This is a genomic window from Mesonia profundi, from assembly GCF_031085155.1.
Classification (GTDB): Bacteria; Bacteroidota; Bacteroidia; order Flavobacteriales; family Flavobacteriaceae; genus Mesonia; species Mesonia profundi.
This window is the reverse complement of the sequence record NZ_JAVHUL010000018.1, coordinates 50,032-65,105: the sequence shown is the minus strand read 5'-3', so window position 1 is coordinate 65,105 and position 15,074 is coordinate 50,032. Positions and strand designations below refer to the sequence as shown.

At 36.6% G+C, this 15,074-nt stretch carries 14 protein-coding genes; 3 read left to right on the top strand and 11 right to left on the bottom strand.

The window, feature by feature from the left end; genetic code table 11:
• Positions 1–54 precede the first annotated feature (54 nt).
• Both RBU60_RS08340 and RBU60_RS08335 read right to left on the bottom strand, forming a co-directional pair.
• Positions 55–1,569 carry a CHRD domain-containing protein gene (locus tag RBU60_RS08340; RefSeq protein ID WP_308864365.1) on the bottom strand — a complete coding sequence of 505 codons (1,515 nt, stop codon included), beginning with the start codon at positions 1,567–1,569 and terminating at the stop codon, positions 55–57.
• A 194-nt stretch (positions 1,570–1,763) separates the two neighbouring features.
• Positions 1,764–2,615, bottom strand: coding sequence for a fructosamine kinase family protein (locus RBU60_RS08335; protein ID WP_308864363.1), 852 nt, complete (start codon positions 2,613–2,615; stop codon positions 1,764–1,766).
• 203 nt (positions 2,616–2,818) lie between these two features.
• Between RBU60_RS08335 and RBU60_RS08330 the strand changes: the two genes are divergently transcribed.
• A complete protein-coding gene (locus RBU60_RS08330; RefSeq protein ID WP_308864362.1) occupies positions 2,819–3,466 on the top strand; it encodes a DUF4403 family protein in 648 nt (215 codons plus the stop codon).
• A 199-nt stretch (positions 3,467–3,665) separates the two neighbouring features.
• Positions 3,666–5,027, top strand: a complete 1,362-nt coding sequence (gene hemN, locus RBU60_RS08325; protein ID WP_308864360.1) for an oxygen-independent coproporphyrinogen III oxidase — start codon at positions 3,666–3,668, stop codon at positions 5,025–5,027.
• Positions 5,028–5,261: 234 nt separating this feature from the next.
• Here hemN and RBU60_RS08320 read toward each other — a convergent pair whose 3' ends face one another.
• From RBU60_RS08320 to RBU60_RS08280, 9 genes are all read right to left on the bottom strand, one after another.
• Entirely contained in the window at positions 5,262–5,417 is a 156-nt protein-coding gene (locus RBU60_RS08320; RefSeq protein ID WP_308864359.1) for a hypothetical protein, read from the bottom strand.
• Positions 5,418–5,435: 18 nt separating this feature from the next.
• Complete coding sequence (locus RBU60_RS08315; protein ID WP_308864358.1) at positions 5,436–6,149, bottom strand: sulfite exporter TauE/SafE family protein; 714 nt, start codon at positions 6,147–6,149, stop codon at positions 5,436–5,438.
• The gene (locus tag RBU60_RS08310) at positions 6,149–6,595 is read right to left on the bottom strand and encodes a FixH family protein (RefSeq protein WP_308864356.1); all 447 of its coding nucleotides are present in this window, start codon (positions 6,593–6,595) and stop codon (positions 6,149–6,151) included. Before RBU60_RS08310 ends, RBU60_RS08315 begins: the two co-directional genes overlap by 1 nt.
• A gap of 49 nt (positions 6,596–6,644) precedes the next feature.
• On the bottom strand, positions 6,645–8,066 hold the full coding sequence (ccoG, locus tag RBU60_RS08305; RefSeq protein ID WP_308864355.1) for a cytochrome c oxidase accessory protein CcoG: 1,422 nt from the start codon (positions 8,064–8,066) through the stop codon (positions 6,645–6,647).
• Positions 8,067–8,136: 70 nt separating this feature from the next.
• Entirely contained in the window at positions 8,137–9,027 is an 891-nt protein-coding gene (locus tag RBU60_RS08300; protein WP_308864354.1) for a cbb3-type cytochrome c oxidase N-terminal domain-containing protein, read from the bottom strand.
• A complete protein-coding gene (locus RBU60_RS08295) occupies positions 9,024–9,221 on the bottom strand; it encodes a cbb3-type cytochrome c oxidase subunit 3 (protein WP_308864352.1) in 198 nt (65 codons plus the stop codon). The genes RBU60_RS08300 and RBU60_RS08295 overlap by 4 nt, the downstream gene beginning before the upstream one ends.
• Positions 9,222–9,223: 2 nt before the next feature.
• Positions 9,224–11,428, bottom strand: coding sequence for a cytochrome-c oxidase, cbb3-type subunit I (ccoN, locus tag RBU60_RS08290; RefSeq protein WP_308864351.1), 2,205 nt, complete (start codon positions 11,426–11,428; stop codon positions 9,224–9,226).
• 14 nt (positions 11,429–11,442) lie between these two features.
• A complete protein-coding gene (gene ccoS / locus RBU60_RS08285) occupies positions 11,443–11,643 on the bottom strand; it encodes a cbb3-type cytochrome oxidase assembly protein CcoS (RefSeq protein WP_308864350.1) in 201 nt (66 codons plus the stop codon).
• Positions 11,644–11,709: 66 nt separating this feature from the next.
• Positions 11,710–14,139 (bottom strand): heavy metal translocating P-type ATPase, encoded by a 2,430-nt coding sequence (locus RBU60_RS08280; protein WP_308864348.1) that lies wholly within the window; start codon positions 14,137–14,139, stop codon positions 11,710–11,712.
• Positions 14,140–14,374: 235 nt separating this feature from the next.
• On the opposite strand from RBU60_RS08280, the gene RBU60_RS08275 reads away from it, so the two are divergent.
• Positions 14,375–15,064 carry a Crp/Fnr family transcriptional regulator gene (locus tag RBU60_RS08275; protein ID WP_308864347.1) on the top strand — a complete coding sequence of 230 codons (690 nt, stop codon included), beginning with the start codon at positions 14,375–14,377 and terminating at the stop codon, positions 15,062–15,064.
• Positions 15,065–15,074 lie beyond the last annotated feature (10 nt).

The window sequence follows — 15,074 nt, the reverse complement described above, 5'->3', positions numbered from 1 at the left end:
TTTTATAGCTAAAACAAGTTACTGATTATCAGTAAGATGAACAACTTTTTTCTTTTAAATCATAATGCACAACGGGTAACCATTGTAGGTTAGTGCATCTTCGTACCCAAACGTACTACCACCATCTTGCATAGCGATGTTTGTTTTAGACATTCCGCTTTCTCCTTCTACAGGGTTTAGACTTACGACAATGTCACCAGGATTATTAATATCCCCCATATGTATATGTGAAGGGTGGCTATCTCCGGCCATAGTTCCCATGGTTTCAATTACCAATAGAGCTTCTCCATTTACTCTTTTATAAAAAGTAGCTTCCCCGTTTACTCCAGAGTTATCAACTGTACCTAAGGTATAAGCCATAGCATCTCCAGTTAATTCATTTTGTCCAATGTCTCCTTGAGCAATTAAAGTTCCAAGATCATCTGCACTCTTATGAATATTTACGTAACCGTCATAATTTAAAAGTTCATCATAAGTAATAGCTGTTCCATCATCTAACATGGCAACTTGAGTTTTACTCACGCCTGTTTCTCCATTTAACGGAGTGAGAGTAATGGCAATATCTCCGCCTTCTGCAGCTGTATTCATATGAATATGTCCTGGGTGTTCTCCGTTTGCAGAGGTGCCTTCTAACACCACTTTAATTAAGGTGGTTCCGTTTACACGTTCTAAGAATCTAGCATCTCCCATAATATTAGGGTTAGATCTACTATCTAATGTGAAGACTTTAGAATTACCAGTTAATTCATTTTGTCCAATATCTCCTTGCGCGATTAAAGTACCTAAATCATCTGCACTTTTATGAATATTTACGTATCCATTAAAATCTAATAATTCTTCATAAGTAATGGCTGTCCCGTCATCTAACATGGCAACTTGAGTTTTACTTACACCTGTTTCTCCATTTAACGGAGTGAAAGTAATGGCAATATCCCCACCTTCTGCAGCAGTATTAAAGTGAATATGTCCTGGGTGTTCTCCGTTTGCAGAGGTACCGCTTAACATCACTTCAATTAACGTAGTACCATTTACACGTTTGGTAAATTTGGCATCTCCCATAATGTTAGGATTAGATCGGCTATCTAATGGGAAGGTCTTAAAATCACTAGTCAATTCATTTTGACCAATATCTCCCTGGGCGATTAAAGTCCCTAAGTCATCTGCGCTTTTGTGCACATTTACGTAGCCGCTAAACTCTAAAAGTTGTTCATAACTAATAGGCGTGCCATCGTCTTTTGTACTAAAAGTGGTAGAACTCATTCCTGTTGAACCATTTATAGGTTCTAAACTTATGGCGATGTCGCCACTTTCTGCAGCCGTATTCATGTGAATGTGTGCAGGATGCATTCCAGAAGTTGTTCCTCCTAGGTCTACCTCTACGGTAGTCGTGTTGTTGTTGTTCTTTTTAAAAGTAACCATTCCTGAAATTGCCTCGTTGGAAACCGACATTAACGTATAGGATTTACTGTCACCTACATCTGGTGTCATAATACCATTATCGTCGTCGTTGCTACAACTTGTAAAAAATAAAAAGGTTACTAATAAACTAGCTAAAATTCTTGTGTTCATAATTTTGTTTTTTGGTTAAATAATTTTGCTTTGTACTACAGTTACGGGGTTAAAAGAGCTATGGTTTTAATAAAGCTCTTTTAAAGTGTCTTTTGGGAAAATTTTAAGAATTAAGGTAGTGGGCGCACTTATAATTATGAATGCTTTAAGAGAAATCTTGTACTGCAAAATGATTAATAGCTTCTGGTAAAAAACTAGCTATATCTTTTGATAATCGCTTTCGCGGAAGTGTAATAGTTTCCGCCAAAAAGATTGACGTGTCCTAGAATATAATACAATTGCCAAAGCTGAAGGCGTTCTTCCCAGTCTTCCTCTAAAGGAAAAGCCTTGTCGTAGGCTAGGAATAAACGATGTTCAAAACCTCCAAAGAGACGCATCATCGCCAAATCCATTTCTCGAGGCGCATAAGAAACCCCAGGATCTATAAGGCAAGGCTGATCTTGGGCGTTAATTAAATAGTTTCCAGACCATAAATCTCCGTGAATAAGGGAGGGCTTTTCTTCGGGGATTAATTGCTCTATCTTTTTATAGAAGGTATCGAGCTGAGCAAATTCATATCCGTTTTCACAAGCCAGCTGAAATTGAGGCATTAAACGTTGCTGAATAAAAAATGCGGAAGCTGTATCTTCCTCTTTATTGTATTGCTGCAAACTCCCATAATAATTGTTCTCTTCAAATCCGAAGTGTTCCTGACTGTTTTGGTGCAAGGCTGCCAGTTGTTGCCCAAAGCTTTCCCAAAACTGTAGGCTAACTTTTCCTGGTTTTTTGTATTCTAGTAACAAGTAAGTGTATTGCTCAAAATTCCCAAATCCTACTACTTTAGGAATGTCTATAGTTTGTGTTTTACGCAATGCTTCAAGACCATTGACCTCTTTTTTAAACATCGCAGGAAATGCATTGACCTCATTAACTTTTACAACGTAGTTTTTTTGGTTGGTTTTAAGAAGGTACACTTCATTTATATTTCCGCCACTTAGTGGGGTTATCAGATTTATGACTATAGAATATTTATCCTCAATGTGATTTTTAAGAGAAACTGTAAGCATAAAGCTTTGGGTTAGTAAACTGCATAATAGAAGCAGCGTGATTAAATAGATTTAAAAAATAACTCATCTAAAAATATAAAAGGCTCAAGGAAGAACAGAATGTTTAGGCAAAATTTTAAGAAGGGGAGCGTAGATTTCCAATAAAAATTCATTTATATTACCTTATCTACATTCACCTAAAGTCTTAGTATAGAATAAAAATTATGGAGCCAGTTAAAGAGAGAGACGCAAAAAGCGAGGAAGAAAATTTTCAGGAAGGTGTTTTTATACATATTCCAGTAAAAATTAGGTTAGAAGCATTAGAAAAAGTGTTTCAGCAAAAACTGGTAGGGTATATAATTCAGGAAGATGATTCAGAGGATGCAAAACAATTCGGAGAAATCCTTTCTATTCATTTAAGTCCAGGGATTGAAGGTTATGACTTACTCGTTCAGCAAGAAATAAAAATGAAAACGATGTTGTTCAGCAATAAAATAGTGAAATTTCATTTTCAGTTAAAGCTCAGTTATAATGCTGATGAACAAGAATTACAGGTGAATGATTATAGGGTAGAGGGAGAGCAGAAATCTTGGTTCGCCAACCAGGCTTTAAAAGTGATGATGAACTCTATTTTTCGAAATAAAATATTGAAAATGTCTAAAATTTCACTTCTTCCCAAACTTCAAGACTTGGTGAAAGACCTCAATAAGAAGTTAGCAGCTATCCTAGAAGTTAAAAAAGGAATTTTATTATTTGGAAACATCGACAAGTTTAAAATAGTAGATCTTTATGTTAAAGAAGATTGCCTAGTAGCTAGATTGGAACTAGCAGGAGTGCTAGCCGCAGAAGTTTATGAACTGGAGATAGATTAGGTTTAAAAATGCGGAGTTGAGGTTGGAAATCTTTACAGCTTAATCAAGAATCTTTTCGGAAGGATTTAGAGCAAGAATCTTCATTTACAAGTCGATTTTACTGATAAAAGTCATCTTTTGTGGCTATTTTATGTGATAATTTTGAAGGTATAAAACAAGAATGAGTCATAAGATTCATCTGAAATTTAAGTTCTAAATTATGCACGAACTCACTTCGAAATATAATGTCGCCGGACCTCGATACACCAGTTATCCCACCGTTCCTTATTGGGATTTAGAAAATTTCTCTTTACGGAAATGGAAATCTAGCTTGCAAAAAAGTTTCCGCGAAAGCAATAAAAAAGAAGGAATTAGCTTGTATGTGCATTTGCCTTTTTGTGAAAGCTTGTGTACGTTTTGTGGTTGTAATAAACGAATTACCAAAAATCATCAAGTTGAAATTCCTTACATACAGTCTATTCTAAACGAGTTACAACTATACATTAATCTCTTTGATGAAAAACCAATTGTAAAGCAGCTGCATTTGGGTGGGGGAACGCCTACTTTTTTCTCTCCAGAGCATTTAGAACGTTTGATGGACGGTATATTTAGCTTAACTGAAAAGGCTGAAGATGCCCAAATAAGTTTTGAAGGACATCCTAACAACACTACCAAAACTCATCTGGATGCTTTGGCCAAGAAAGGTTTTAACAGCGTAAGTTATGGGGTGCAAGATTATAATTTAACGGTGCAAAAAGCCATCCATAGAGTGCAGCCTTTTGAGAATGTGAAAGCAGCTACGGTAAATGCTCGTGAGAGGGGTTATGCTTCTGTTGGACATGATATTATTTATGGCCTTCCTTTTCAAACCGAAGAGGACGTTCAACATACCATTGATAAAACCATCGAGCTGCAACCAGATCGCATTGCTTTTTATAGCTATGCGCACGTACCTTGGATTAAAGGAAATGGGCAACGTGGTTACAAAGAAGAAAATCTACCTACTCCTCTAACCAAGAGAAAGCAGTATGAAAAAGGTAAGAGAAGACTTCTTGCCGCAGGTTATGTAGAAATTGGAATGGATCATTTTGCCCTGCCTACAGATGCGCTTTATCACGCGCGAGAAAATGGAAGTTTAAATCGTAATTTTATGGGCTATGCAGCCAGTAAAACGCAGGTGATGATTGGATTGGGAGTTTCAGCTATTGGAGATAGTTGGTATAGCTTTGCTCAAAATGTAAAGAAATTAGAGGAGTATCAAGCTTTAGTGGCAAATGGCGATTTTCCAGTGTTTAAGGGGCATAGCTTAACGGAAGAAGATCTCATCATACGCAAACATATTCTACAGTTAATGTGCTCTTTCTATACTTCTTGGGAAGATAAAAAAGCCGTTTTTGATGAAATTCCCGAAGTGCTTGAGAAGCTGGAGGAAATGGAAAAGGATGAGCTGATAGAGATTACTTCTACCAGCATTCGCGTGACGGAAAAAGGAAAGCCTTTTGTAAGAAATGTATGTTTGCCATTCGATTTAAGGTTGCAGCGTAAACAACCCGAAACGCAGTTGTTTTCAATGACGATTTAATTCCTCCACAGGGTTTAATTCCACGAGACTCGCCCAGCAGGGTTTTTGATTCTTCAAATCATATAAGTATAAAACCACGAAAGAGAAACATATTGTTTCTCTTTCGTGGTTTTATAAATCAAATCAGCATTAAATATCACTAAAATTTCTACGGAAGTCGAGATCTTTAGCTAAGCCAGTTTTAATCGGAGATCCTTTGATTGAAAGATTTAAACTTTCGAGGAAAAGATTCGATTAATTTTTTGGTTCCTCGTCTGAGTTTTTCTTTTTATCAGATTTTACCATATTGATCACTACTAGAGTGAGTACAATACATACCAATGCAAACACGATGATAATGGCGGTTCCCATGCCCCAGTTTACTAGCGGAAGAAATAAAGATACGTTCATAATATAAGATTTTAAAAGTTAATTAGTGTTACATTCATATTCTGAAGAGGCTTGCTCTACAGTGACCATCGAAGAAGGTGATAAGTAAGGAATATTGAGTCCTAAACCTCTTAGGATAAATAATAGACCTACAATAACCACCACTACAGGAATCACTTTTATAATACGCTGCTTCAGTTTTTTTGATAAAAAATTTCCTAAATACATCGCTGTAGTCATTAAAGGAACGGTACCTAAACCAAATACGGCCATATAAAGACTTCCGCTAAGGAAACCTCCAGTAGCCATAGCTCCAAAAATCGCCATATATACAAGTCCGCAAGGTAAAAACCCATTTAGAAAACCAATGGTGAAAAATGTACCCGGATCTCGTTTTTTAAGCTCTTCTCCCAAGGCACTTTTCACTTTTCCTATCGCTTTATAAATAGGTTGCGCTAGTTTAAAGCGGTTGAACCAAGTATTGGGAATGAGGATGATTAATACCATAAGAACCCCAATGCCAATAGAGAGTTGTTGTTGGAAACCAAAAAGGTTTAAACTTTTTCCTATAACTCCAAATAACAAGCCTAGAAGAGAATAGGTGAAAATTCTTCCGCCGTGATAACTTATTAACTGTAAAATCCGCTTAGACGTGCTTTGTCGATCCAAGGGTAAGAGAAATGCAATAGGGCCGCACATTCCTACACAGTGAAAACTACCTAACAAGCCAAATATGAGGGCAGAAACTAACATTAATAAACAATCTCTTTTTTATATAAAAAATCCTTATTTTCGTAAGTCCAGGCTAAAGTAATGTTCCAACGACCGTCTACCAGACTTTTGTCAGGTATGAGCAAATTTAATCCGGATAGGACTATAGGTGAGTCGAAATCCAGTTGCTGGTTAGACGGTCTATATAGGAACACTTTACCTTTAATTTTTTCGGGATCCAATTCTTCTGGAAAACTTAACAGCCATCCCTCTTTTGTCTTCTTTCCCGTAATTTTTTCTTCTAAATTATAAGTGTTAGTTTCTTCATCAATCTCGTTTTGGTAAGTCATTGCTTTGGCGTAATATTCTTCCGTAACCAAATCGTAACTGTACTTTTTATTTACACTCATCGTAATGACAAAGTAAAGTATGAAGGATATAAATGCGAGCATCCCTATAACGAGTCCTGTTCCCCAATTCCATTTCATAATACTCTTTTTTTAGATGTTGTTAATTCTATTCTTCTTAATCTTAAAGCTAATTATAGCTTCGCGGACCTAAGAAATTTGTTGTTGTAGTTTCAATTAAATCACCTCCGCTGTAAATACCTATGCGAAGTTTTTCTTTATCATCATTTAAAGCGCTAGCGTTAATTTCTATAAATAAGGTTCCTTTGGTTAAGTCTTGTTCTTTTACCATCAACTCATCTTTGGAAACCACTTTTATCGTCCCTTTATGTGACATTAACTCAAAGTGAATGTCTTCTATGTCTTTTACAGTTTTGTTCACCAATTTAAAGGTGTATACATTACTAATCATATTGTCTGCTTTGTGTTCATAAAGCTGACCTGGTAATCTAAGAATACGAGCTTCTACGTCATTTCTTAAGAAAAGCATACCTACAAGTACGGCAATAAGAATTCCTAAAACAGCCGTATATCCTTTAAGTCTTGGTGTGAACTTAAATTTCTCTTTCTTCTCAATATTCGATTCACTCGCATAACGGATTAATCCTTTAGGAAGATCAACGCTTTCCATCATATGGTCACAGGCATCGATACAAGCGGTACAATTCACACACTCTAATTGAGTTCCGTTACGAATATCTATTCCCGTAGGGCATACGTGTACACATTGAAAACAATCGATACAATCTCCTTTCCCTAAAGCTTCACGATCTTCATTTTTCTTAAACTTGGCTCTTCCTGTTTCTCTTTCTCCTCGTTTATGGTCGTAAGCTACTACGATAGATTTATCATCCAATAAGACTCCCTGCAACCTACCATAAGGGCAAGCGATAATGCATACTTGCTCTCTAAACCAAGCGAAGACGAAATAAAATACACCAGTAAAAATAAGTAAAGAAACAAAGGTGCTTAGATGGGTAAAAGGACCATCGGTAATGTAACGAAGCAATTGATCACTTCCAATAAGATAAGCTAGAAACACGTTGGCAATCAAGAAAGAAATGATAAAGAAAATAATCCATTTAAGAACTCGTTTTTTTATTTTTTCAGCATTCCAAGGCATTTTACTAAGCCTAATTTGTTTTCCTCGGTCTCCATCAATCCAGTATTCAATTCTTCTGAAAACCATTTCCATAAAAATAGTCTGCGGACAAATCCATCCACAAAATAATCTACCAAAAGCAGCGGTAAACAGAAGGATAAAAACGACTCCAATGATCATCATGATCACGAAGAGGTAAAGATCTTGTGGCCAAAAAGGGAAACCAAAGATGTTAAAACGGCGTTCCAGCACATTGAACATCAAGAATTGATTTCCGTTAATTTTAATAAAAGGGGCAGCTACTAAGAAAATTAGCAACACATAACTCACATATTTGCGATACTCGTACCACTTACCTGAAGGTTTTTTAGGAAATACAAAAGCACGATCCCCATCTTCGTTGAGAGTACCTATAGTATCTCTAAAATTATCTTTGCCTTGCTCTGCCATGATAAATTGGTTAGGTGATTTACTCTTTTATTGAGGTTAAAATTTAGGGTTTGCTTTATTCTTGAATAGCTTATTCCGAAGCATTTTCATCAACCCAGATTTCTCCTTCCGGCTCTTTTCCGTCTGCCGGATTTGTTCCGTGAAGGCTAATAACGTAACTCGCTACTTGCGCCATTTCCGAAGGCTTTAAGTCAGATTTCCAGGCAATCATCCCTTTTCCACTACGACCTCCTTCTGAAATGGTATGGAATACATTTTTGATTCCTCCTCCTAAAACCCAATGATCATCAGTAAGGTTGGGACCAATTCCACCTCCACCATTATCTTTATGACAGGCGACACAGTTGGCGGTATAAATAGCTTTCCCTGCACTAAGATCTTCTTTATCGGTGAGTAACTCTACCGTATTTGCATCGATGAGGTCTTTTGCCGTTTTTTTCCATTCTTCAACCTCTATCTTGGCTTCAGCAACAGCATTCTCATACTCGTCAATTTGATTATACTCATTAAAGACTTCAAACCTAAGCATATAAATAATCGCGAATAAAATGGTTGCATAAAAACTATATACCCACCATGGTGGTAAATTGTTATCTAGTTCTTTAATGCCATCATAATTATGATCTAGTTCAATTTCATGTTCGCTTTCAACAGATTTTTGACCTAATAATTTATTATAGTTCTCGGTCACCCATTTAAATCGATTTTTTTCACTTGTTCTTAATTTAGTGTCGTAAATCAACTTCTTTTCTTCCGATAAGGATCTATACAGCACGCTATTTAAAGCAGTTGCAGAAATCTCGAAAGCAATGGCGAAAAGCATGAGAACACCAATAATTAACCAGAACATAGGCTCTGTAAACATCGCCCAATCATCACCTTTGTCGTAAACCCACTCCATGAGGCAAATAGCCACCACAAAAAGTAAGAATAGTCTTATATAAGAAGCGGTAGTTTTCATGATTTTTTGGTATTAGGGGTTATGGTATCGTCTTCTAATGGAATATTACTAACTTCTTTAATATGTGATTTCTTAGCAGTGAAAACCCACCAAAATAAACCAGCAAAAAACAAAAAGAATATCATTAAAGAAATCATAGGGTAGATTGCTACCCCATCAATATTTTCTAGGTTTCCTTTTATAAATTTTAACATGACTAGGGTTGGATGTTTAATGCAGTATCATCTGCGTTCTTAATCTTAATGTCTGTTCCTAAGCGCTGAATGTATGCGATTAAAGCAACTACTTCTCGATTATGCATTTCTACAAATTCTTCTCCGTTTTCTTCTGCATAAGTTTTATCGGCTTCATAGGTTCTAGCAAAATCTGGATCTGTATATAGGTTTTGTTCAATTTCTTTACCTTGTTCCTCCATCCATTCTTGGGCTCTATCCACTTCTTCTTGCGTATAAGGTACACCTAAAGTAATCATAGCTTGCATTTTCTTTTCGGTAAGGCTCTTATCTAATTCGTCTTTGATAATCCATTTATAAGAAGGCATAATAGAGCCTGCAGATGTACTTTGCGGATCATAAAAGTGGTTAAAGTGCCAGTTGTCATTGTATTTACCACCAATGCGCATTAAATCTGGTCCTGTACGTTTACTGCCCCATAAGAAAGGGTGGTCGTACACATATTCTCCAGCTTTAGAGTATTCGCCATAACGTTCTACCTCACTTCTAAAAGGACGAACCATTTGGGAGTGACAAGATACACAACCTTCGCGGATGTAAATATCTCTACCCTCTAACTCTAATGGAGTGTAAGGTTTTACACTAGAAATTACGGGTACATAATCGTCTACCATTAACGAAGGTATAATTTGAACCATCCCTCCAATTAAAATAGCAATTGTGGCAAAAATAGTAAGTTTTACAGGACGTCTTTCTAACCAAGTATGATAAGCCTCCTTTGAAGTACGTTTCTTAGTTACTTTTTGTAGTGGTGCAGCTTCGGCCAGCTCATCACTCACTTTGCTACCAGCGCGGGCAGTTCTTATTAAGTTATATACTCCTAAAATAGCTCCTAATATATATAAACTACCTCCAATGGCACGCATCCAATACATAGGCATAATCTCTGTAACCGTCTCTAGAAAATTTCCGTAGGTAAGTGATCCGTCAGGATTAAATTGTTTCCACATAGAAGCTTGCACAAAACCAGCTACGTATAAAGGTAAGGCATACAAAATAATCCCTAAAGTACCTATCCAAAAGTGAGCGTTGGCCAAACCAGTAGACCATAATTTCGTTTTAAACATACGTGGTACCAACCAATAGATCATACCAAAAGCTAAGAAACCATTCCAAGCTAAGGCACCAACGTGAACGTGTGCAATTACCCAGTCACTAAAATGCGCAATGGCATTTACATTTTTAAGTGAAAGCATAGGACCTTCAAAAGTAGCCATCCCGTAACCTGTAATGGCGACCACCATAAATTTTAAAACAGGATCTGTACGTACTTTATCCCAAGCTCCACGAAGGGTAAGTAAACCGTTAATCATCCCTCCCCAAGATGGTGCCAAAAGCATAATAGAAAAAGCTACCCCTAAGTTTTGCGCCCATTCTGGTAAAGAAGAATATAATAAGTGGTGAGGTCCAGCCCAAATGTAAATAAAGATTAAGGACCAAAAGTGTACAATTGATAGACGGTATGAATATACAGGTCTATTTGCAGCTTTAGGAACAAAATAATACATCAATCCTAAGAATGGGGTAGTTAAGAAAAAGGCAACCGCATTGTGACCGTACCACCATTGTACCAAAGCATCTTGAACTCCTGCATAAGCAGAATAACTTTTTAAAGCACTTACTGGAATCTCCATACTGTTTACAATATGCAATACAGCAACAGTTACAAAAGTACCTAGGTAAAACCAGAGTGCTACATATAAGTGACGTTGTCTACGTTTAAGAATAGTACCAATAAGGTTAGCTCCAAAAGCCACCCAAATTACCGCAATGGCAATATCAATAGGCCATTCTAACTCTGCATATTCTTTAGAAGTTGTATAACCTAAAGGAAGGGTAATAGCTGCTGCTACAATAATTGCTTGCCAACCCCAAAAGTTAAGATTACTTAACCAATCTTTCCACATTCTTGCCTTTAGAAGTCGTTGTGAAGAATAATAAACCCCAGCAAAAATGGCATTACCTACAAAGGCAAAAATTACCGCGTTGGTATGTAGAGGTCGTAAACGACCAAAACTTAACCAAGAAATGCCGTCGGTAAGATTGGGGAATAAAAACATTAATGCTAATAATAGCCCAATACTCATCCCTACAACACCCCAAAACATGGTGGCAATGATGAATTTACGTACGACTTGGTTATCGTAATAGAACTTTTCTAATTCCATAGTTTCTTAAATGTTCAATTAATGTGATTGGTTTTCTGTTGTTCATCAAGGGAAGAAGCATCTGGATTTTTAACAAGTTCGTCGTCAAAAAGCATGCGTACTGAAGGCGTATAGGTATCGTCATATTGCCCTTTTCTTACCGACACTATAAATGCGACAAAGAAAATAAGCGCTACAACAACACTAATGCCTAACAGCATATAAATAATACTCATACCTACCTGAATTATGGTGTAAAATTACAAGGAGAAGTCTTTATAAAAGATGACATTTATCAGTTTTTAAGACATTTTCCTTCTACTTTTTCCGGGAATTGATTTTTCTAATTTTTTTCCTAAAAAATGCGTGCTAATTGTGGTAAAAACTACAATACTTATAGAGCTTAAAGGCATTAAAATTGCCGCAACTACCGGAGCCAAATGCCCGGTTAAGGCGAAACCTAATCCAATGAGATTATAGCAGAGTGAAAACACAAATGCTTGATTTATGGTGCGTATTCCTTTTTTTGAAAGATCTATAAATTCTGGTAATTCTTGAAAGCGGGATGCGTCAAATATTCCGTCGCACGCAGGGGAAAAGATATTTACATTTTCTGAAAGCGAAATTCCCACATCACTTTGCTGCAAAGCTCCCGCATCATTTAACCCATCCCCAACCATCATTACCGTTCTATGCTCATCCTGAAGCTGCCGAATAAAATTTAATTTATCTTCTGGTTTTTGATTGAACAATAACTGTGTTTCTTTAGGAAGCAACTCTTCTAAATGAGCTTTTTCTCCTTCGTTATCGCCAGAGAGAATAACCATTTTTCTTCCCTCTTTTAAATTCTTAAAAACTTCCTGAATCCCTTGTCTATATTCGTTCTTAAAAACAAAATACCCTTTATACGTTTCATTGCTGCTTACGTGAACCGCCGTTTGGTTGTGGGTAGGATTAGATGGCGACTCTCCTTCATTAACAAAAGTATACGAACCTATTTTAATACGTTGATTGTTCTGCACTCCTATAATTCCTTTTCCTACTTCTTCATCAAAATCATCTAAAGTCATGATGTCTTCATTGCGAAGCATTTCATATAAAGATCGGCTTAAAGGATGATTAGAAGAGCGTAAGGTGCTGGTTAGTAGGGATTCTTCCTGAGAGGTCAATTCCATACCCTCATAAGAAATAACTTGCTTAGCACTGGTAGTTAAAGTTCCAGTTTTATCAAATACAATGGTATCAATTCTCGCCATTTGCTCAATTACCCCGCTATTTTTTAAGTAAAGTTGGTTCTTCCCAAAAATACGAAGCAAATTACCTAATGTAAAAGGCGCCGCTAAGGCAATCGCACACGGGCAAGCCACAATAAGAACCGCAGTAAATACATTTAAAGCTTTACTAGGATCTATAAAAAGCCAAACAATAGTTCCTACTACAGCAATGCTTAGCAAACTCAATGTAAATCTTTTGCTGATGCTATCCGTTAAGGATTCAAACCTACTTTGTTTGGTTTTGCTAAAGATCTCATTGGACCATAATTGGGTTAAGTAACTTTGTTCTACAGCATGTAACACCTCTACTTCTATAGAGTTTCCTTGCTGCCTTCCTCCTGCAAAAAGTTGGTCGCCGCTTACTTTGCCTACGGGTTCTGCTTCTCCTGTTACAAAGCTATAATCGATAAGGGCTTTTCCTTTGATGAGAATCGCGTCTACAGGCAATAACTCTTCGTGTCTAAGTAAGATTCGGTCTCCTTTTTTAAGTTCATATACTTGTGTTTGCTCTTCCGTAAAGTTCGCTTTCGCAGAATTTTTCACTAAACGGGTTACCGCAATGGGGAAATAAGATTTATAATCTCTTTCAAAAGATAAAAAGGCATAGGTTTTCTGCTGAAAGAACTTTCCTAGAAGTAAAAAAAATACCAATCCAGCCATGCTATCAAAGAAACCAGTACCCCAATCCATCGCAATTTCTACGGTAGATCTTATAAACAAGACCAAAATCCCCATGGCAATAGGCACATCGATATTTAGAATTCCAGATCTTAAGCCTTTATATGCCGATATAAAATAATCCCGACCAGAATAAAAGGCTACTGGAACGGCAAAAGCAAACATCAACCAGCGAAAGAGGTACTTAAATTTATCTAACCAAAAATCATTGACTTCAAAATACTCAGGGAAAGACAAGAACATGATGTTTCCAAAAGCAAATCCAGCGACTCCTAATTTATAAATTAAACTCCGGTCTATGGAAGACTTTTTCTTTGTGGCGTCATCTAATGAAATGTAAGGTTCATAGCCTATTTTGGCAAGTAAGATCACCAAATCGTACAATGAATACGCTTTGCTGCTGTAGGTAATTCTCACCGTTTTCTTGGGAAAATTAACCTGTGCCGTTTTAATGGCGGGATGAAGTTTGTTGAGGTTTTCTAGTACCCAAATACATGAACTACAGTGAATGCTAGGAATAAGCAAAGATACCACTTGGGTTTCTTGCTCATTAAACTCTAAAAGCTGAGCTTCTATTTTTTTGTTTTTTAAAAAATCATATTTGCTAGAAGAAAGTAAAGGGCTTGTGCCTGGAGATTTTTCTAGGTCATAGTAATAGGAGAGATCATTATCATGAAGGATCTCGTAAACCGTTTTGCAGCCATGGCAACAAAACGACTTGTCTTGATAGGAAATGGGGGTGCTAGGACACTCATCTCCACAATGGAAACAATTTTCCATATCTATAAAATTTGCTCATTATACCTACTGCAAATCTCACCCGATAAAGTATGACAAAAGATGACTTTTGTCAGGTTTTGTTTGAAAACCAGCATATTTGTCTTCATAAACCAATAATTAGCCTCCTTTTTTTTAATGAATAACCTAAATGGCTCGTATATAGTGATTTAGCGCCTATCTAATACTTGCTATAATGAGACTGTTTTTTGTATCTTTATGTTCTATTTTGATAGGTATGGGAAATAGGTGCGAAAACTGTATTGTAAGACAATTAAACTCTCTTAAAGTCTTAAAGAAAGAGGAACTTAAAGCGATTTCAGATCATAAAGTGACCAGAAGCATTAAGAAAGGAGAATCTCTTTTTTCTGAAGGTGAAAAACTGAATGGTATTTTTTGTGTGAGGTCCGGAGTTTCTAAACTTTCTAAGATTAGTGAAAATGGGAAAGGACAAATTGTAAAAATTGCTAGTAAAGGTGAAATGATAGGACAACGTTCCATTATTTCTGAGGAGCAAACCAATTTGAGTGCAGTTGCGCTTGATGATATGGAGGTGTGCTTTATTCCTAAAAACCACCTTATTGATAACATTAGTAAAAATGTAGAGTTCACTAAGGCTTTACTAAAGCATATGGCTAATGATCTAAAATTTGCCGACACTGTGATTGTAAATATGGCTCAAAAAACGGTCAAGCAACGGGTGGCAGAAACCATATCTTATCTAGATGATAATTTTGAAAAGGATAAAGACGGTTATATTGGCGTGATATTAACCCGTGAAGATATTGCCAATGTGGTGGGAACTGCCAAAGAAGCCTGTATACGAACCCTAACGAGTCTTAAAAAAGATAAAATCATTTCCACGCAAGGAAAACGTATTAAAATTGAAGACGAAAAGGCTTTATATAATATTATCCAAGGTATTTAAGTCTACCAAC

Excerpts from the sequence above, each read along its gene's own strand:
- RBU60_RS08335 (WP_308864363.1), bottom strand. The coding sequence starts at position 2,615 with ATGCTTACAGTTTCTCTTAAAAATCACATTGAGGATAAATATTCTATA.
- RBU60_RS08275 (WP_308864347.1), top strand. The coding sequence starts at position 14,375 with ATGGGAAATAGGTGCGAAAACTGTATTGTAAGACAATTAAACTCTCTT.
- RBU60_RS08300 (WP_308864354.1), bottom strand. The coding sequence starts at position 9,027 with ATGAAAACTACCGCTTCTTATATAAGACTATTCTTACTTTTTGTGGTG.
- RBU60_RS08310 (WP_308864356.1), bottom strand. The coding sequence starts at position 6,595 with ATGAAATGGAATTGGGGAACAGGACTCGTTATAGGGATGCTCGCATTT.
- RBU60_RS08340 (WP_308864365.1), bottom strand. The coding sequence starts at position 1,569 with ATGAACACAAGAATTTTAGCTAGTTTATTAGTAACCTTTTTATTTTTT.
- ccoS (WP_308864350.1), bottom strand. The coding sequence starts at position 11,643 with ATGAGTATTATTTATATGCTGTTAGGCATTAGTGTTGTTGTAGCGCTT.
- RBU60_RS08280 (WP_308864348.1), bottom strand. The coding sequence starts at position 14,139 with ATGGAAAATTGTTTCCATTGTGGAGATGAGTGTCCTAGCACCCCCATT.
- ccoN (WP_308864351.1), bottom strand. The coding sequence starts at position 11,428 with ATGGAATTAGAAAAGTTCTATTACGATAACCAAGTCGTACGTAAATTC.
- RBU60_RS08330 (WP_308864362.1), top strand. The coding sequence starts at position 2,819 with ATGGAGCCAGTTAAAGAGAGAGACGCAAAAAGCGAGGAAGAAAATTTT.
- RBU60_RS08320 (WP_308864359.1), bottom strand. The coding sequence starts at position 5,417 with ATGAACGTATCTTTATTTCTTCCGCTAGTAAACTGGGGCATGGGAACC.
- RBU60_RS08295 (WP_308864352.1), bottom strand. The coding sequence starts at position 9,221 with ATGTTAAAATTTATAAAAGGAAACCTAGAAAATATTGATGGGGTAGCA.
- ccoG (WP_308864355.1), bottom strand. The coding sequence starts at position 8,066 with ATGGCAGAGCAAGGCAAAGATAATTTTAGAGATACTATAGGTACTCTC.
- hemN (WP_308864360.1), top strand. The coding sequence starts at position 3,666 with ATGCACGAACTCACTTCGAAATATAATGTCGCCGGACCTCGATACACC.
- RBU60_RS08315 (WP_308864358.1), bottom strand. The coding sequence starts at position 6,149 with ATGTTAGTTTCTGCCCTCATATTTGGCTTGTTAGGTAGTTTTCACTGT.